Consider the following 16,292-nt stretch of genomic DNA (forward strand, 5'->3'; position numbering starts at 1 on the left):
TGCGGAAGCCTCCTTCAGGCCGGCCGGCGGTTCTGGATCCCCAGGTAGAGCTGGATGAGCTCCGGATGCCCCGCCAGCTCCCCGGGCGTGCCGCAAAAGCGGACCTCGCCCTGCACCAGGATGTAGACCCGGTCGGCGATGCGCAGGGCCTGCCGCACGTTCTGCTCGACGAGCACGATGGGCACGCCGGTCTGCGCAAGCGCCTGGACCTCCCGGAACGCATGCTGCACGAGGGCTGGGGACAACCCCGCGGAGGGCTCGTCGAGGAGGAGCACCCGCGGGTTGTGCATCAGCGCCCGGGCAAGGCTCACGAGCATCTGCTGCCCGCCGCTCAGGGTGCCGGCCGGCTGCCGGAGCCGGCTCGCCAGCTCCGGAAAGCGGGCCAGGACCTGGTCCCGGCGCCGCCGCACCTCGGCGCGGTCCCGGACGAGGTAGGCCCCCATCAGGAGGTTCTCCTCCACCGTCAGGTAGGGGAAGACCCGTCCCCCCTGCGGCACCGTGGCGATGCCCAGCTGGGTGCGGAGGTGGCCGGTCCGGCGGGTGATGTCCTCGTCGCCGAGGAAGAGGCGGCCCCGCCACACGTCGACGACCCCGGCGAGGACCTTGAGCAGGGTGGACTTGCCGCTCCCGTTCGGCCCGAAGATGGCCGTGATCCCGCTGGGAAGGGCCTCGACGTCGACCCCGTGGAGGATCTCCTGCTTGCCGTACCCGGCCACGACACCTTCCGCCCGGATCACGCTTCGTCACTCCCCAGGTAGGCCGCAACGACCTGCGGATTCGCCTTCACGGCGTCGAAGTCGCCCTCGGCGATCTTCTGGCCCCGGTCCATCACGATGACGCGGGAGCACAGGTCCTGGATGAGATCCATGTCGTGCTCGATGACCAGGAACGTGATCCCCTGGCCGTTCAGGGTCCGGATGTACCCGGCGATCTCCCGGGCCAGCACCGGGTTCACGCCCGCGGCGACCTCGTCCAGGAGGATGAGCCGGGGGGAGATCATCAGGACCCGCCCCAGCTCGAGCAGCTTCATCTGGCCGCCCGAGAGGTTCTCGGCCGGCTCGTCCGCCAGGTGGGCGAGCCGCAGGAACTCGAGCCAGTGCCCGGCCGCCCTCGCCAGCTCCTTCGCGGACCGCCCCTGGGGCTGGGCCATGCCGGCGACCAGGAGGTTCTGGCGCACCGTCATCTTGAGGAACGGCGTGGGGATCTGGAAGGTCCGGCCGAGGCCCAGCCGGGCGATGCGGTGGGGCCGCCAGCCCGTGACGTCGTGCCCGGCGAACCGGACGCTGCCGCCGTCGGGCGGGAGCACGCCGGCGACGAGGTTGAAGAAGGTGGACTTGCCGCTGCCGTTGGGACCTATGATGCCAACGATCTCCCCGCCCTCGACGGTGAGCGACACCCCGTCGACCGCCCGGATGCCGCCGAACGAGCGGGCAAGGTTCCGGACCTCGAGCAGCGCGCTCATGCCCCCACCCCCAGACGGCGGAGAAGGTAGCGGGCGTTCTCCCGCCAGCGCCCGCCGCGGCGGCCCTCGAACAGCCCCACGATGCCGTCGGGGAGGTAGAGCACCACCGCGCAGACGGCGAGACCGAGGAGGACCAGGTAGAACACCGACTCGCCCCAGTACGCCCAGATGACCCGGTTGAGGAGCCACAGGATGCCCGCGCCGAGCACGGGGCCCCAGTACGTGCCCAGCCCGCCGAGGAGGACCATCACGACCATCTGGTCCGTCACGGAGACGTCCAGGACGCTCTGCGGGTGGATGAACGTGATCCAGTACGTGTAGATGCCCCCCAGCACCCCGGGGAAGAACGCGGAGAGGGCGAAGGCCTGGAGCTTCACCCGCGTGGTGTCGATCCCGAGGGACTCCGCTGCCATCTCATTCTCCCGGATGGCCTGCAGCTTCTGCCCGAAGGGCGCGCGCTCGAGGAGCCACCATGTCACGGCCATCGTCAGCAGGAAGGCGCCAAACGTGATGTAGTACACGAGCGTGTCGTTGAGCGGGGAGTCCACCTGAATGCCGTGGGGGCCGCCGGTGAACTCGAGAACGAGAGCGACCTGCTTGACCATCTCACCGAAGGCCCACGTGGCGATCGCAAAGTACGGCCCCCGCAGCCGGAGCGTGGGGATGCCGATGGCAGCCGCCAGGAGGGTCGTCAGGAGCCCGCCCAGCGGGAGCGTGGCCGCAAACGGCAGGCCCAGCTCGTTCATGCCGAGCGCCGTCACGTAGGCGCCGATCCCGAAGAAGGCACCGTGCCCGAAGTTCAGGTAGCCCGTGTACCCGCCGATGATGTTCCAGCTCTGACTGAGGGCGGCCCACAGCCAGATGCCGGTGAGGACCCGGAGCCAGAACGCCGGCAGGGCCGGGGGGACGGTGAGCAGCACGCCCAGGCCGGCTGCGAGCGCCACCAGGCGCAGCGAGCGACCCACCGCCTACACCCCCTTCCCGAAGAGACCCCTCGGCGCCACCAGCAGGACGAGGTAGAGCGCGCCGAAGAGGATCAGGAGGGTGTACTGGGCTCCCAGGTACGTGGCGACGAAGGACTGCAGGACACCCAGGGCCAGGCTGGCGGCGATCACGCCGGGCAGGTAGCCCATCCCCGCCAGGACCACGACGAAGAAGGCGAAGATGGTGTACCGGACGCCCATCTCCGCCCACACCGAGAAGAGCGCGCCGAGGAGCGCCCCCGCCATCCCGGTCAGCCCCGTGTGGAGGGCATAGACCAGGGCGGAGAGCCGGCGGATGTCCACCCCCTGGAGCGCGGCGTTCACCTTGTCCTGGGCCGTGGCCCGCACCGCCATCCCGAACCGGGTCCGGTACAGCACGCCCAGGGCGGCCAGAGTCAGCCCGAGGGCGATCAGCCCCGTCACGAGCCGCAGGGTCGGGATCTGGCCGACCAGCGAGATGCTGCCCGTGAACTGGGTGCGCAGGGAACGGAAGTCGTACCCGAACGCGGTGAGCGCCGACCCCCGCAGCAGCGTGGCGACGCCGAAGGTGAAGACGAGGCCCATCAGGGCCGGCCGGGGCCGGCGGCCGCCGGTTACCCGGTGCAGGAACGGGTGGACGGCCAGCCCCAGGGCGAAGGTCACGGCGAAGCTGAAGGGCATGAGCAGCAGGGGATCCCAGCCCGTCGCCTGCTGAAGGAAGTACGCCGTGAAGGCACCGACCATGACCCACTCGCCGACCGCGAAGTCCACGACGTCCATCACACCGAAGCTGAGGGAAAACCCCAGGCTGATGGCGATGTAGAGTCCACCGATCAGAAGGCCGTTGATGAGCGTCTGCAGGAAGAGGTGCATCCGGGCACTCCCTTCTCCGGCGGGCGGTCTGGCGGAAGGCGCCGGATCCCCGTTCGGACCCGGCGCCCCCGCCAGCCACGGATCAGCGCTTGTTCCACGGCGGCGTCGGGTAGGCGGGCCTGGCCATGGGGTTCTGGCCGGAAACCGACACCGTCTTGCCGCCCTGCCACTGGACGATGATGGGCGTCAGCCCGACGTTGTCGTGGTAGAGGGGCCCTTCCGTCGTGAACTTCACGGGGCCGAAGGCCGTGGTCACGTTGATCTTCTCCAGGGTCTCGACGAGCTTGTCCTTCTCGGCCTGGTCGAGCGGCGGCGTCAGCCCCGCCTGCTTCAGGGCCTCCCCGAACACCACGCCGGCCGCGGTGCAGGCCGCCTCGGTGTAGTCAGGGGCGTGCCCGAACTTGGCACTGTAGTACTTCACGTAGTTATCCACGGTCCCGAACACCGGGTCGGTGAACGTCGTGTTCGGCAGCCAGTAGGTCGCGCCGAAGACGTACTCGGCGTCGGGCCCGAGAGCCTTCAGGAAGCTGGCGTTCGTCATGCCGTAGTGCTGGAACCAGATCTTGGGGCTGAATCCCAGGCTTTTGGCCGCCTTGATGATCTCGATGGCCGCCTTCTCGTGGCTGCCGATCGCCACGATGTCCGGGTTGAGGGACTGGAGGGCGGTGACGATCGGGGTGAAGTCCGTGTTGACCGGGACGATGTCGGTCCGGACCACCTTGAGGCCCTTCTGCTCGGCCGCCGCCTTGAGGGAGTCGGCCGTCGCCTTGGAGAAGGCGTCGTCCAGCCCGATGATGGCGATGCTCTGGGGTTTCGGGTCCAACGTCACAAAGAAGTCGATCGCCGCCGGCCCGATCGCGCTCACCGCGGGGATCGTACCGAACGTGTACTTGTACTTCTTCTCCCACACCTTCGGCGACTCGGCCGACCCGGTGATGTGGGGGACCTTGTACTTCTCGGTGATGGCCCCGACGCTGATCGTGACGCCGGAGGTGTACGGGCCGAGCACAAAGTCGACCTTCTCGGTGTTGATGAGCCGCTCGATGGCGTCGGCACCGCTGGCGGGCTTGGACTGGTCGTCGGCGAAGTAGAGCTTGACCTGGTACTTCTTGCCGCCGATCTCGATGCCGCCCTGCTCGTTCACGTAATCGGCCCAGGCCTGGTACCCCTGCTTCGTCAGGTTGCCGCCGAAGTTGTCCTCGCCCGACAGCGACGTGATCACGCCGACCTTGAAGAAGTCCCGCGCCTGGCCGCCGCCGCTCGCCGCCGCGCCCCCGGAACCCGACGGCTGGCCGCCGCCGGGGGCCGCGCCCCCGCCTCCGCCGGAGCTTCCTCCGCAGCCGCTGACGGCGACGGAGACCAGGGCCATGGCAGCGGCAAAGAGCTTCCACTTGCGTGCCTTGTCCATGCAACTCCCCTCCGTGATTCTTGCGGGTTCTGCTGGTTCTGCCGGGTCTGCGTTGGCCCCGGGCCGGCGGCCCGGCTAGCCGCCGACCTCCCGCAGGGCTTCATCGACCACCGCCACGATGCGGTCGGCCTCCTCCCGGGTCAGGACGAGCGGCGGGGAGAACAGCAGGGCCGTACCCGTGCCGACGCCGCTCGCGCTCCAGCCGGCGTACTTGCCGACAATCACCCCCCTCGCCTGGCAGGCGGCCGCGATGCGGTTCAAGAGGGCGCCGGCAAGCGGCCGCCGGGTATCCGGATCCTCGACGAGCTCGAGCGCGGCCAGAAGGCCCTTGCCCCGCACCTCGCCGAACCAGCGGTGGTGGCTCAGGCTCCGGAGGCCGGCGATGAGGTGGGCGCCCACGCGCTCGGCGTTGCCCACGAGGTCCTCGCGCTCCATGAGCTCGATGTTCTTCAGGGCCGCCGCGCACGCCCCGGCGTGGCCACCCCAGGTGTTGACCTGCATGGCGTGCCGGCCCTCGGCAGGATCGCCCAGGAAGCCCTGGAACACCTCGTCGGTGGCCAGGGTGGCCGCCAGCGGCAGGTAGCCGCTCGAGATGCCCTTGGCGACAGCCATCAGGTCCGGCCGGATCCCGTAATGCTGGTGGGCGAACCAGCGGCCCGTGCGGCCGAAGCCGTTGATCACCTCGTCGATGATGAGGAGCACCCCGTGCCGGCGGGCGATCTCCGCCACGGTGGGCAGGTACTCGTCCGGCGGGACCAGGACGCCGACGCCGCTCTGGATCGGCTCCATCACGATGGCCGCGACGGTCTCCGGGCCCTCGGCCTCGATCATGTACTCGATGTACCGGGCGCAGGCCAGGCCGCAGGACGGGTACTTCTGGCCGAAGGGGCAGCGGTAGCAGTAGGCGGGCGGAGCGTGCAGGAAGCCGTCCGGCATGGGTTCGTACTTGACCCGCCGCTCGGGCAGGCCACCGGCCGCGAGGGTCGCCAGCGTGGTTCCGTGGTAGGCGTAGTACCGGCCGATGATCTTGTACCGCTCGGGCTGGCCCCGGTTCTTGTGGTACTGGCGGGCGAGCTTGAAGGCCGCCTCGTTCGCCTCGGAGCCGCTGTTGACGAAGTAGGTGTGCTCCATGCCCGCAAGCCGGCTCACCCGGTCGGCCAGGAGCGCGGCCGGGACGTTCGCCTGGGTGTGCGGGTAGTACGCCAGCTTGCGCAGCTGCTCGTAGGCCGCCTCCGCGATCTCGGTGCGGCCGTAGCCCACGTTGACGCACCACAGCCCTGCGAAGGCGTCGATGTACTCGCGCCCCTCGGCGTCGACCACGGTGGCGCCATGGCCCGCCACCATGAGGAGCGGCGGATTCTCCCGGAGCGTCTTGTGCTGCAGGAGCGGGTGCCAGACGTGGTCCAGGTCCTCCGACAGCGCCTTCTGGGCCTCTTCTGCCGGAATCCCGCGGGACGTCGTCATGACAGGACTCACCCCATCCGAGCGGTGTGATCGGAACGCGACGTCGAACCGATTCAAGCTCATGGCAAGCAAGTTCCGTGCCCGGCCGGCCGCTCTCACCTGCACCCGCGAGGGCAGGCTCGCGGGCGCTGCCACTGCATCCGGGCGGGAGGTGGGGGAAGCGTGGGATGCGCCGGCGCATCGGTGATGCACTTCGGCATCAACTCCAACGCCCGGGCGGGTTGCCGGCCGCCGAGAGGATTTCCCCCGGTGAGGCCGAAAGAGGCCACAGCAACGAAGGAAGGTCGATGGGATGCACAGCGAGACGTGGCAGCGCTTCTTCACCGCCGAGACCGTCCGGGCCCTGGCCTATCCCCCGCCCGGCATCTGGATGCAGCGGGTGCCGCCGGGGGCCGTGAACCTGGCGGCAGGCTACCCGTTCCCCGAGTCCGTCCCCGTGCAGGAGATGCAGGAGGCCTTCGCCCGGCTGGCCCTCGCCGAGGGGGACCGCCCCTTCCAGTACGCGGGTTCCGACGCGATGGCCGGCCTCGACCGTCTCCTCACCGACGGGCTCCGGGCGCGGGGGCTGTGGCGCCCCGGCGACGCCGTGCTGGTCACGGCCGGCGCCCTGCAGGCTCTCGACCTGCTCTGCCGGGTCATCCTGGACGGGCACGTGGCTGCCCTGGTGGAAGCCCCGACGTACATGGAGGCGCTCGAGGTCCTGCGCAACTACACGCCGCACCTGCGGGGAGTCCCCGTGGGGCCGCACGGCCTGGAGGTGGAAGCCCTGGGGCGGCTGCTGCACACGGCCGGCCCAGGGGAGCCGCGCCCCCGCCTTCTCTACACCGGGCCCACGTTCCAGAATCCGACCGGCACCACGCTCCCCGAAGCAGCCCGCCGGACCCTCCTGGACCTGGCAGAGCAGTTCGACTTCCTGATCGCCGAGGATGCGGCGTACGCCGAACTCTTCTTCTCGCCGCCGCCGCCGGCCCTGAAGCAGCTCGACACGGGTGGGCGCGTGATCCACATCGGGTCGCTGTCGAAGGTGATCGCCCCCGGCCTGCGGATCGGGTGGGCCGTGGGCCCTGCGCCGGTCATCGAGGCGATGGCCCTGTACAAGAAGGACCTGGACCACCCGTTCAGCCGGGCCCTGGTGGGCGAGTACCTGCGGGGGACGGACCTCGAGGCGCGGCTCCAGCGCCTGCGGGCCGCCTACCGGGAGCGCGCCGCCCGACTGGTGCAGGCGCTGCGGGCGCACATGCCGGAAGGGGTCACGTGGACCGAGCCGGCGGGCGGCTACTTCGTGTGGCTCACCCTTCCGGAGCCGGTCCCGGAAGAGGACCTCCTCGCCGCCGCCCGGGCCGAGGGCGTGGCGTACGTGCCGGGGCGGCACTTCTACCTGCCCGGTGAGGCCCCCTCGCGCGCCCGGCTGCGGCTGTCGTTCAGCTACGCGCCGCCGGAGGCGCTCGACGAGGGAGTGCGCCGGCTCGGCGCCGCCCTGCGGCGGTTCCTCCGGTGACCCCGGCGCCGGCGCCCCGGGTCCTGACGCCGGCTCCGCCGGCGGACCGGCGTCAGGACCGGCCCACCGCCAGCGCCGCGCGCCGCTGCAGAGCCACCAGCGAGATCATCTCGTAGAGGATGTTCGCGGCCAGGTAGGCCGTGATCTCGCCGGGGTCGTAGGCGGGAAGCACCTCCACCACGTCGAACCCGACGAAGTTCAGTCCCTGGAGCCCCCGCACGAGCTGCAGGGCCTCCCGGGACGTGAACCCGCCCACCTCGGTGGTACCGGTGCCCGGCGCGTAGGCCGGATCGACGGCGTCGATGTCGAAGGTGAAGAACGCCTTGCGATCCCCCACCCGCCTCCGGATCCGCTCGATCACCGCCGGGACGCCGATGTCCTGCACCTCGTACATGGTGATGAGCTCGAATCCGAGCTCCCGGGTACCCACGTAATCCTCCGGGCCGTAGTTCGAGCCCCGGATGCCCACCTGGATCGAGTGGGCGACGTCCAGCAGGCCCTCCTCCACGGCCCGGCGGAACGGGGTGCCGTGGTTGTACTTGCGGCCGAAGTACTCGTCCAGCGTGTCCAGGTGGGCGTCGACATGCACGAGGGCCACCGGCCCGTGCACCTTCGCGCAGGCCCGCAGCTCGCCAAGCGTGACCGAGTGGTCGCCCCCCATCCCGAGGGGGATCACGCCGGCCGCGAAGAGCGGCGTGAACGTCTGGACGATGCGCTCGTAGGTATCCTCGATGTAGCCCGGCACGACCGGCACGTCGCCGTAGTCGACCCCCGAGAGGTACCGGAAGATCTCGATGTCCAGGGCGGGGTTCCAGGGGCGGAGCATGATCGACGAGCGACGGATCGCCTCGGGGCCGAACCGGGCTCCCGAGCGGTGGGTGGTCGCGTCGTCGAACGGGATCCCGACCAGGGCGAAGTCGACGTCCTCCGTCGTGCGCACGTGGGGCAGGCGCATGAACGTGCGGACCCCGGAGAAGCGCGGGGACTCGAGCGAGTTGGCAGGCTGGTACTTGGGCAAGACAAGCCCTCCCGGATGCGGTGTCTGCGTTCAGAGGACCTTGCTCAGGAAGGCCCGCGTGCGCTCGTGAGCGGGCTCGGAGAAGACCTGCCCGGGCGGGCCCTCCTCCACGATCCGGCCCTCGTCCATGAAGATCACCCGGTCCGCCACCTCCCGGGCGAAGCCCATCTCGTGGGTGACGACCAGCATCGTCATGCCCTCCGCGGCCAGTTCCTGCATGACCTCCAGGACTTCCTTGATCATCTCGGGGTCCAGCGCCGAGGTCGGCTCGTCGAAGAGCATGGCCCGCGGGCGCATGGCCAGCGCCCGGGCGATGGCGACCCGCTGCTGCTGCCCCCCGGAGAGGTGGTTGGGGAAGGCCCGGGCCTTGTCGCGCAGGCCCACCTTGGCCAGGAGCTGAAGCGCCAGCTCCTCTGCCTCCGCGGGGGCCATCCCGCGGACCTTCACCGGCGCGAGCATGATGTTCTGCAGCACGTTCATGTGCGGGAACAGGTTGAAGCGCTGGAACACCATCCCGACCTCGCGCCGGACCGCCTGCAGCCCGGGGCCGGGTTCAACCCGCTTCCCGTCCACCCACACCTCGCCGGAGGTGGGCTGCTCGAGGAAGTTGATGCACCGGAGGAGTGTGCTCTTGCCGGAGCCGCTCGGGCCGATGACGCAGACGACCTCGCCCTGCCGCACGTGCAGGTTGATGCCGCGCAGGACCTCGAGCGAACCGAAGCGCTTGCCGAGGTCGACGGTCCTAATCACTGACCCGCCACCTCCGCTCGAGAGCCCGGGCGACCCGGGAGAGGGACAGGGTCATGACCAGGTAGATGACCGAGATGGTGGTCAGCATCTCGAAGGCCTTGAACGTGCGGGCGGTGATGAGCTGGGCCGCCCGGGTGAGCTCGACCACGGAGATGGTGGCCACCAGGGACGAGTTCTTGAGGAGGGACGTGAACTCGTTGACCAGCGGCGGCAGGATGCGCTTGAAGGCCTGCGGCAGGATGACGTAGCGCATCACGCTGAGCGGCGGCAGCCCGAGCGACAGCGCGGCCTCCGTCTGCCCCCGGTCGATCGACTGGATCCCCGCCCGGATGATCTCCGCGACGTAGGCGGCGGAGTTCAGCCCGAAGGCGACGACGCCGGCGACGAACTCGTTCATGTGGATCTGCAGGACCTGGGGAATCCCGTAGAACACCATGAACAGCTGTACGAGCAGGGGCGTGCCGCGGATGACCTCGATGTAAACCTCGGCCGCCGCGGCGATCCAGGTCACCCGGGACAGGCGGGCGAGCCCCAGGACCGTGCCCAGCGCGATCCCGATCGCCACGGCGAGGACGGTGATCTCGATCGTCCGGACGGCCCCCTGGAGAAGGAAGGGCAGCGACGAGCGGATGATCCCGAAATCCATGTCTACTTGAACCACTTCTTCACGAGCGCATCCATGCGGCCGTCCTGCTTCATCTTGTCAAGCACCTGGTCGACGAACTCCCGCAGGTCGTCCGAGTCGGGCCGGAAGGCGATCCCGGTGTCGACGGGGTCGAGTTCGGCCACCATCTTCAGGCGCGGGTCCTGGGCCACGAACGCCTTGGCCACGACGCTGTGCAGGATCATCGAGTCGACCTGCTTCGTGGCCACCGCCATGGCGGCGTCGGTGTACAGCGGATAGCGCTTGACCTGGGCCCCCTCGACCTTGGAGGCGATCTGGTCCTGGGCGCTGCCGAGCTGCACGGCGATCGTCTTGCCCTTCAGGTCGTCGAGCTTCGAGATCCCCTGCGTGTCCTTGTGGACCACGATCGCGTTGCCGCCGGACATGTAGGGCTTGGAGAAGTCGACGCTCTTCTTTCGCTCCTCGGTGATGGTGAGCCCGGCGATCATGAAGTCGAACTTCTTGGCCAGGAGGGCCGGGATGAGCCCGTCAAAGGTGATGTTCAGGACCTCCAGCTCGACCCCCAGCTCCTTGGCGATCTCCCGCGCCAGGTCGATGTCGAAGCCGACGATGTTGTTGTTCTGGTCGAGGGACTCGAAGGGCGGGTAGTCCGCCGAGGTGCCGATCACGAGCTTGCCCGCCTTCTTGATCGCCGCGATGTGCCCGCCCTCGGGTGCCTGAGGCGCTGCGCCGGCGGACGGCTGGGGCGCGGACGGGGCCTGCGCCGCGGGCTGGGACTGTGGCGATGACTGCGTGGCCGAGCTCTGGCCCGATTGCGGTGCGGCCGGCTGACCGCCTCCACAGCCCGCCATGCTGAGGACGAGGCTCAGGATGACTCCTACCAGGGCCAGGCGCTTCATGACGGATCCTCCTTCGTGAGAGGTGTCGTGGGGTCCACGCCGAGGGCGGCGAGCAGGTCCGCCCGAGCGTCGGCGAGGTGGGCCAGGACGGCCCGTGCTGCGGCTTCCCCGTCGCCCCGCCGGAGCGCGTCGACGATGGCCCGGTGCTGCCGGACCACCAGCTCCGGATCGTGGGCGCTGGCGCCGAAGAGCGTCAGCAGCATCCGGGTCTGGCTCCGGAGCATGCGGAAGACGGCGTGCAGGCGACGGTGCCCGGGTAGCCGGCAGAGCATGTCGTGAAACTCGAGGTCGATCTCCACCACGTCGGGGTACTGCAGGTCAGGATCTTGCAGACGGTCGATGACCCCGTCCAGCCCGTCCAGCGCCGCCGGATCGGGCCGCGCCGCGGCGAGGCGCGCGGCCAGCGCCTCGATGGCGCTCCGGAGCGAGTAGATCTCCTCGACGTCGGCGGGGGTGAAGGTGACCACCACGCAGCCGCGGCCCGGCTTGTTCTCTACCAGTCCCTCCTTTTCCAGCTGTCTCAGCGCCTCCCGGAGAGGCGCCCGGCTGACGCCGAGTTCCCGCGACAGCTCGATCTCGACGAGCCGCTGCCCCGGCCGGAGGTGCCCGACCTCGATGGCCGTCCGGAGGCGCCCCGCCACTCGGTCGGTCAGCAGCTCGCGATCGACGGGCTCCATGTGCTCTCCCATCCGCGTCCCCCGTCACACAGCGCGTCTGTACAGGCAATTGCCACTGCATGGTGTCGACTGTTCGATTGTTAGACGTTCATTTTGTCGACAGCTTGCCGATTCGACAAGGCCGCGGAGGACTCCTTCCTGCTTGTCAGCGATCTTCCAACGGGCCCGCGGAGGAACACGCAGCCCGCTGCTCGAAACACGAGCAGCAGGCCTGGTATCTTCGCCGCGCCGCACGTGCCGGCGCCCCGATGCTGCGTGCGGCCTCGCCGCGGCCCAGCGCGGGGGTTCATCCGAGGAGGCAGGGGTGTTGGCCACGATTCTGGTCACGGGCGGAGCAGGGTACATCGGCAGCCACACGGTCCGCGCCCTCCTGGACGCCGGCGACTCCGTCGTGGTCGTGGACGACCTGAGCCGGGGACATCGGGAGGCCGTCGACCCCCGGGCGGAATTCGTGCAGGCAGATGCCGGCGACCGGGAGCGGCTGGCGGCTCTCCTGACCGGGCGGCCGTTCGACGCCGTGATCCATTTCGCCGGGCTCATCGCCGTGGGGGAGTCGATGGCTGACCCGGCCCGCTACCACCACGGAAACGTGGTCAAGAGCGCCGCGCTCTTCGACGTCCTCCGGGCGCACGGCGTCACGCGGGTCGTGTTCTCCTCGAGCGCGGCCGTCTACGGAGAGCCGGAGACCGTGCCGATCCCCGAGGACCACCCCCTCCGCCCGACCAGCGTCTACGGCGAGACGAAGCTGTGGGTCGAGCGCATGCTCGCACACTACGCCCGGGCGTACGGCTTCCGCTACGTGGCTCTCCGCTACTTCAACGCCGCCGGGGCACACCCCGACGGCACCCTCGGCGAGGCGCACGACCCCGAGACCCACCTCATCCCCCTGGCGATCGGGGCCGCCCTCGGGACCCGGCCGCCGCTCCGGATCTTCGGCACCGACTACCCCACCCCGGACGGCACGGCCATCCGGGACTACATCCACGTCTGCGACCTCGCTGACGCCCACCTCCTCGCCGTCCGCCACCTCCTCGCCGGCGCCCCCGGCGGGGTCTACAACGTCGGCACCGGCCGCGGGCACTCGGTGCGGGAGGTGCTGGCTGCGGCCGAGCTTGTGACCGGCCGGCCCGTGCCGGCCGTCGAGGCGCCCCGCCGCCCCGGCGACCCGGCCCGGCTCGTCGCGGCCCCGGACCGCATCCGCCGGGAGCTGGGCTGGGAGCCCCGCTACGGGCTGGAGGACATCCTCCGCCACGCCTGGCGGTGGCACAGCCGGCAGGGCGGCGGCAGGTCCGGCAGCGCGGGCGGATGGCCCGGTGGATGATCCCGGGGCGCAGCGCGTCGCCCGGGTCCCTTCCCGGAGCGACCTTCCGGGCAAGGCAGCGGCTGCGAGGATCGCCGTTGCGGGGCATGCGGGGGGCCGGGACAGAAATCGACCCATGTACCTGCAGGGGTACATGGGTCAAGTCTTGTCCCTGTTTGCCTCGTAATGCCGGAACGGTTGACGGAAGTACGGACTTACGTTGACGGCCACCGCATTTCCGTAAACCTGGTAGCCACCCGCGAGGAAGCCGCGACGGTGCAAAGCGCTCTTGCGGCCCTGCCAGGACAATCTTTGTGCCATCACCGAGGCGCCGGCTGGGACAGAAGTTGTGCGCCTCCGCCTCCACCATGCCGGAACGGGTTGCCCCAGAACCGGGGGGCGGCGGGACCGGCGGGCGACACGGGCCGCCACCGCCCCGGCGGGAGCGCCAACCCGGCGGCCCCCTACGCCGCTCCCGCGGCCGCGGCGGCGGCTTCTGTCGAGACAAGTCCCGTCGCCCCGGCCACGGCAACGGCCCAGGCCGAAAGCACCTCCGGCGCCGAAGAGAACGCCGGCACCTCGAGCCGCTGCCACCCGGCCGGGAGGGCCACCCCCGGCGGGGGAGGCGCGCAGAGCACGTGGACTCCAGGCTGTGCCCCCAGGTGGGGGATGAGGCTGGGGTCCAGCACCACCGCCCAGTCCGCCTTCACGGTCATGGGCGCCCGCTCCCGGATGTACCGGTCGCTCACCCGGGTGACGGCGGCGATGGGCCCCCGCACCGGGGTGATGGAGAACACCCGCCACGTCTGGCTGAACCGGCCGTCGCGGAGCGCCGCGGCGGCGAGGAGCTCGGCCAGCCGTGGCACCGGCTGGCCGGCGCGGCCGTGGAAGATCACGGTGGTCATCGGTGCGCCCCCCTACGCGTCCCGGGAGTCGACCCAGCGCTGCAGCGCCTCGACCTGGGCCTCGTCGAGGGTACGGAACCGCCCCTGGGCCCGGACGTACTCCCGCACCGGGACCTTCGGCTCGGGGATGACGGTCTGCCGCTTCACCCCGTTCTCGATCTCGTAGAGCGGCCACAGCCCGCTGGTGGTCGCCATGCGGGTCACTCGGATCGACTGCTCCGGCGGGATGTCCCACCCGACGTGGCACGGCGCCAGCACGTGAATGTAGCGGAAGCCCCGGATCAGGCTGGCCTTGCGGAGCTTGGCCAGGAAGTCCTCGGGGTAGGCCACCGACGCGGTCGCCACGTACGGCACCCCGTGGGCGGCGAGGATCGCCGGCAGGTCCTTCTTGGGCGTGAGCTTTCCGCCTGGGGTGACGCTGCTGCGCGACGCCAGGGGCGTGGCGCCATCGGCCTGGCCGCCCGTGTTCATGGCCAGCTCGTTGTCGTAGCAAACGTGGAGGATGTCGTCGTTCCGCTCGGCCGCCGCCGAGAGCGCCTGCAGCCCGATGTCCCCGGTCCCGGCGTCGCCCGCCCAGGAGACGACGTGCACGTCCTCGATCCCCTGCGCCTCCAGGCCGGCCCGGATGCCGGCTGCGACGGCCGGCGCCGACTCGAACAGCGTGTGGAAGAACGGGATCTGCCAGGCCGTGTGGAGACTGTTCGCGCCGATCGTGCCGGCGCACGACGCCGGCACGGCGACGATGCTCCGCCGCCCCAGGGCGTGACCCGCCAGCCGGATGGCCAGGGCCGCCCCGCAGCCCGGGCAGGCCAGGTGGCCGCCGGTCAGCCAGGGCTCGACCGGTTCGAGCGGCACGCTCACTGCCCCTCGCCCCCTTCGTCGAGGCCGTACCACAGCGGCTCGCGCAGGGCATCGGCGTCCTTCGCCTCGGAGGCCCGCACCATGCGCTCGATGCCCTCCACCCCCACGTCCTGGCCGCCGAGCCCGGCGATCCAGCCGGCGATCCGGGGCCGCAGCCCGGCGCCCCAGAGCGCGCCCTTGACCTCCCGGGCGACCGCTCCGCCGGCGCCGTACACGATGTTCCGGTCGATGACCACCACGAGGTCGGCGCCCGCCGCCGCGGCCACCAGTTCATCGGCGGGGAAGGGGCGGAACGCCCGGACCTTTAGAAGCCCGGCGGGCCGGCCGGCATCCCGCAGCCGGTCGACCGCCACCCGGGCCGACGCGGCCATGGACCCCATGGTGACGACGAGGGTGCGGGCGCCCTCGGTTCGGTACGCCTCGGCGAGGCCGCCCCACTCCCGGCCGAAGCGTCGCCGGAAGTCCGCGTCGACCTCCCGGATGACCTCCCGGGCAGCCCCCATCGCCCGGTGCTGGTTGTACTTGTAACCCCAGTAGACCTCCGTGTTGGAAGCGGCGTTGATGGCCAGGGGGTTGTCGACGTCCAGGTGCCGGCGCCGGATCAAGGGCAGGAAGGCGTCGACCTCCGCCTGGTCGGGAACGTGGACCGGCTCCCGGGCATGGCTGAGGATGTAGCCCTCGTAGTTCACCATCACGGGCAACTGCACGCGCTCGTCCTGAGCGATCCGGAACGCCTGGATGGTAGTGTCCAGCACCTCCTGCACGGTCTCGCAGAAGAACTGCAGCCAGCCCGAGCTCTCCTGCGAGATGGCGTCCCCGTGGTCGGGCCAGCGGCTGTGCGGCGCGTGCAGCGCCCGGTTCACCACCGCCATGACGATCGGCAGCCGCAGCCCGGACGCCTGGTGGAGCACCTCGCTCATGTAGGCCAGGCCCTGGGAGCTCGTGACGGTGAAAGTCCGGGCGCCGGTCAGGGCGGCGCCGACGCAGGCCGCCATGGCGCTGTGGTCGGACTCCACGCGGATGAAGCGCGCCTTCAGTTCGCCCCGCTCGACGAACCCGGTCAGGTGCTCCATCGCCGGGTAGGCGGGGGTGATCGGGTACATCGGCAGGACCTCCGCCCGGGCCAGGCGGGCTCCCCACGCGGCGGCGAGGTTCCCGTCCATGAGCCGGGCGGCCCGGATGGCTGCGGGCGGATGGAGCGCAGTCATCGGCCGGCCACCTCCAGCTCGGGCACCATCTCGATGGCCCCCCGCGGGCACTCGACCGCGCAGATGCCGCACCCCTTGCAGATGTCGAGGTCTGCATCGGTCATGGAGCCCACCACGCGCCGGGCGCCTTCGGGACAGAACGTCACGCAGACCATGCACAGGTCGCACTTGTTCGGGTCGGTGACGGGCCTCCGGGTCCGCCAGGCGGCCATCTTCGCCCGCGCGCGCAGGGTGCCGGACCGCGCCGCCGGGGTAACTGGCAGATCCGCGGGACGCATCGCCGGGGTCCACCTCCTCCCACGTGTTGGCCCTGGCGCTCCGGAGATCCGGTGGGCGGAGCCCTGGCGGCCGGCCGCCGGGCCGGGGCCGCTCCTGCACGCTG

General features: G+C 70.7%; 17 protein-coding genes. 2 read left to right on the plus strand and 15 right to left on the minus strand.

Features of this window, described 5'->3' with window-relative positions:
* Positions 1-14: 14 nt before the first annotated feature.
* The 6 genes from caldi_RS06010 to caldi_RS06035 all read right to left on the minus strand — a co-directional run bounded on the left by caldi_RS06010 (position 15) and on the right by caldi_RS06035 (position 6,169).
* Positions 15-737 carry an ABC transporter ATP-binding protein gene (locus tag caldi_RS06010; RefSeq protein WP_264844199.1) on the minus strand — a complete coding sequence of 241 codons (723 nt, stop codon included), beginning with the start codon at positions 735-737 and terminating at the stop codon, positions 15-17.
* On the minus strand, positions 734-1,462 hold the full coding sequence (locus caldi_RS06015; RefSeq protein ID WP_264844201.1) for an ABC transporter ATP-binding protein: 729 nt from the start codon (positions 1,460-1,462) through the stop codon (positions 734-736). Before caldi_RS06015 ends, caldi_RS06010 begins: the two co-directional genes overlap by 4 nt.
* On the minus strand, positions 1,459-2,427 hold the full coding sequence (locus caldi_RS06020) for a branched-chain amino acid ABC transporter permease (RefSeq protein ID WP_264844202.1): 969 nt from the start codon (positions 2,425-2,427) through the stop codon (positions 1,459-1,461). The genes caldi_RS06015 and caldi_RS06020 overlap by 4 nt, the downstream gene beginning before the upstream one ends.
* A gap of 3 nt (positions 2,428-2,430) precedes the next feature.
* Positions 2,431-3,297 carry a branched-chain amino acid ABC transporter permease gene (locus tag caldi_RS06025; protein WP_264844203.1) on the minus strand — a complete coding sequence of 289 codons (867 nt, stop codon included), beginning with the start codon at positions 3,295-3,297 and terminating at the stop codon, positions 2,431-2,433.
* Positions 3,298-3,379: 82 nt separating this feature from the next.
* Positions 3,380-4,705 (minus strand): amino acid ABC transporter substrate-binding protein, encoded by a 1,326-nt coding sequence (locus tag caldi_RS06030; protein WP_264844204.1) that lies wholly within the window; start codon positions 4,703-4,705, stop codon positions 3,380-3,382.
* 75 nt (positions 4,706-4,780) lie between these two features.
* Positions 4,781-6,169: an aminotransferase family protein gene (locus caldi_RS06035; RefSeq protein WP_264844205.1), complete on the minus strand. Its 1,389-nt coding sequence runs from the start codon at positions 6,167-6,169 to the stop codon at positions 4,781-4,783.
* Between the two features lie 292 nt (positions 6,170-6,461).
* On the opposite strand from caldi_RS06035, the gene caldi_RS06040 reads away from it, so the two are divergent.
* Positions 6,462-7,667: an aminotransferase-like domain-containing protein gene (locus tag caldi_RS06040; RefSeq protein ID WP_264844206.1), complete on the plus strand. Its 1,206-nt coding sequence runs from the start codon at positions 6,462-6,464 to the stop codon at positions 7,665-7,667.
* Between the two features lie 52 nt (positions 7,668-7,719).
* Here caldi_RS06040 and speB read toward each other — a convergent pair whose 3' ends face one another.
* Genes speB through caldi_RS06065 form a run of 5 tightly spaced genes read right to left on the minus strand, consistent with a single transcriptional unit; the run spans position 7,720 to position 11,636 of the window.
* Positions 7,720-8,685 carry an agmatinase gene (gene speB, locus caldi_RS06045; protein ID WP_264844207.1) on the minus strand — a complete coding sequence of 322 codons (966 nt, stop codon included), beginning with the start codon at positions 8,683-8,685 and terminating at the stop codon, positions 7,720-7,722.
* Positions 8,686-8,715: 30 nt separating this feature from the next.
* Positions 8,716-9,435, minus strand: a complete 720-nt coding sequence (locus caldi_RS06050) for an amino acid ABC transporter ATP-binding protein (RefSeq protein WP_264844208.1) — start codon at positions 9,433-9,435, stop codon at positions 8,716-8,718.
* Entirely contained in the window at positions 9,428-10,081 is a 654-nt protein-coding gene (locus tag caldi_RS06055; RefSeq protein ID WP_264844209.1) for an amino acid ABC transporter permease, read from the minus strand. Before caldi_RS06055 ends, caldi_RS06050 begins: the two co-directional genes overlap by 8 nt.
* A gap of 2 nt (positions 10,082-10,083) precedes the next feature.
* Positions 10,084-10,959, minus strand: a complete 876-nt coding sequence (locus caldi_RS06060) for a basic amino acid ABC transporter substrate-binding protein (RefSeq protein ID WP_264844210.1) — start codon at positions 10,957-10,959, stop codon at positions 10,084-10,086.
* Positions 10,956-11,636 carry a GntR family transcriptional regulator gene (locus tag caldi_RS06065; protein ID WP_264844211.1) on the minus strand — a complete coding sequence of 227 codons (681 nt, stop codon included), beginning with the start codon at positions 11,634-11,636 and terminating at the stop codon, positions 10,956-10,958. The genes caldi_RS06060 and caldi_RS06065 overlap by 4 nt, the downstream gene beginning before the upstream one ends.
* A gap of 307 nt (positions 11,637-11,943) precedes the next feature.
* On the opposite strand from caldi_RS06065, the gene galE reads away from it, so the two are divergent.
* A complete protein-coding gene (gene galE / locus caldi_RS06070; RefSeq protein ID WP_264844212.1) occupies positions 11,944-12,957 on the plus strand; it encodes a UDP-glucose 4-epimerase GalE in 1,014 nt (337 codons plus the stop codon).
* Between the two features lie 443 nt (positions 12,958-13,400).
* On the opposite strand, the gene caldi_RS06075 is transcribed toward galE, so the two are convergent.
* The 4 genes from caldi_RS06075 to caldi_RS06090 are packed head-to-tail and all read right to left on the minus strand — an operon-like array spanning position 13,401 to position 16,188.
* Positions 13,401-13,841, minus strand: a complete 441-nt coding sequence (locus tag caldi_RS06075) for a hypothetical protein (RefSeq protein ID WP_264844213.1) — start codon at positions 13,839-13,841, stop codon at positions 13,401-13,403.
* 12 nt (positions 13,842-13,853) lie between these two features.
* Complete coding sequence (locus caldi_RS06080) at positions 13,854-14,702, minus strand: thiamine pyrophosphate-dependent enzyme (RefSeq protein ID WP_264844214.1); 849 nt, start codon at positions 14,700-14,702, stop codon at positions 13,854-13,856.
* Entirely contained in the window at positions 14,699-15,910 is a 1,212-nt protein-coding gene (locus caldi_RS06085; protein ID WP_264844215.1) for a transketolase C-terminal domain-containing protein, read from the minus strand. The genes caldi_RS06080 and caldi_RS06085 overlap by 4 nt, the downstream gene beginning before the upstream one ends.
* A complete protein-coding gene (locus tag caldi_RS06090; RefSeq protein WP_264844216.1) occupies positions 15,907-16,188 on the minus strand; it encodes a 4Fe-4S binding protein in 282 nt (93 codons plus the stop codon). The genes caldi_RS06085 and caldi_RS06090 overlap by 4 nt, the downstream gene beginning before the upstream one ends.
* Positions 16,189-16,292: the final 104 nt, after the last annotated feature.

The organism is Caldinitratiruptor microaerophilus (assembly GCF_025999835.1).
GTDB lineage: Bacteria > Bacillota > Sulfobacillia > Symbiobacteriales > ZC4RG38 > Caldinitratiruptor > Caldinitratiruptor microaerophilus.

Excerpts from the sequence above, each read along its gene's own strand:
- caldi_RS06015 (WP_264844201.1), bottom strand. The coding sequence starts at position 1,462 with ATGAGCGCGCTGCTCGAGGTCCGGAACCTTGCCCGCTCGTTCGGCGGC.
- caldi_RS06025 (WP_264844203.1), bottom strand. The coding sequence starts at position 3,297 with ATGCACCTCTTCCTGCAGACGCTCATCAACGGCCTTCTGATCGGTGGA.
- caldi_RS06030 (WP_264844204.1), bottom strand. The coding sequence starts at position 4,705 with ATGGACAAGGCACGCAAGTGGAAGCTCTTTGCCGCTGCCATGGCCCTG.
- caldi_RS06035 (WP_264844205.1), bottom strand. The coding sequence starts at position 6,169 with ATGACGACGTCCCGCGGGATTCCGGCAGAAGAGGCCCAGAAGGCGCTG.
- caldi_RS06040 (WP_264844206.1), top strand. The coding sequence starts at position 6,462 with ATGCACAGCGAGACGTGGCAGCGCTTCTTCACCGCCGAGACCGTCCGG.
- caldi_RS06055 (WP_264844209.1), bottom strand. The coding sequence starts at position 10,081 with ATGGATTTCGGGATCATCCGCTCGTCGCTGCCCTTCCTTCTCCAGGGG.
- caldi_RS06060 (WP_264844210.1), bottom strand. The coding sequence starts at position 10,959 with ATGAAGCGCCTGGCCCTGGTAGGAGTCATCCTGAGCCTCGTCCTCAGC.
- caldi_RS06065 (WP_264844211.1), bottom strand. The coding sequence starts at position 11,636 with ATGGAGCCCGTCGATCGCGAGCTGCTGACCGACCGAGTGGCGGGGCGC.
- caldi_RS06075 (WP_264844213.1), bottom strand. The coding sequence starts at position 13,841 with ATGACCACCGTGATCTTCCACGGCCGCGCCGGCCAGCCGGTGCCACGG.
- caldi_RS06085 (WP_264844215.1), bottom strand. The coding sequence starts at position 15,910 with ATGACTGCGCTCCATCCGCCCGCAGCCATCCGGGCCGCCCGGCTCATG.
- caldi_RS06090 (WP_264844216.1), bottom strand. The coding sequence starts at position 16,188 with ATGCGTCCCGCGGATCTGCCAGTTACCCCGGCGGCGCGGTCCGGCACC.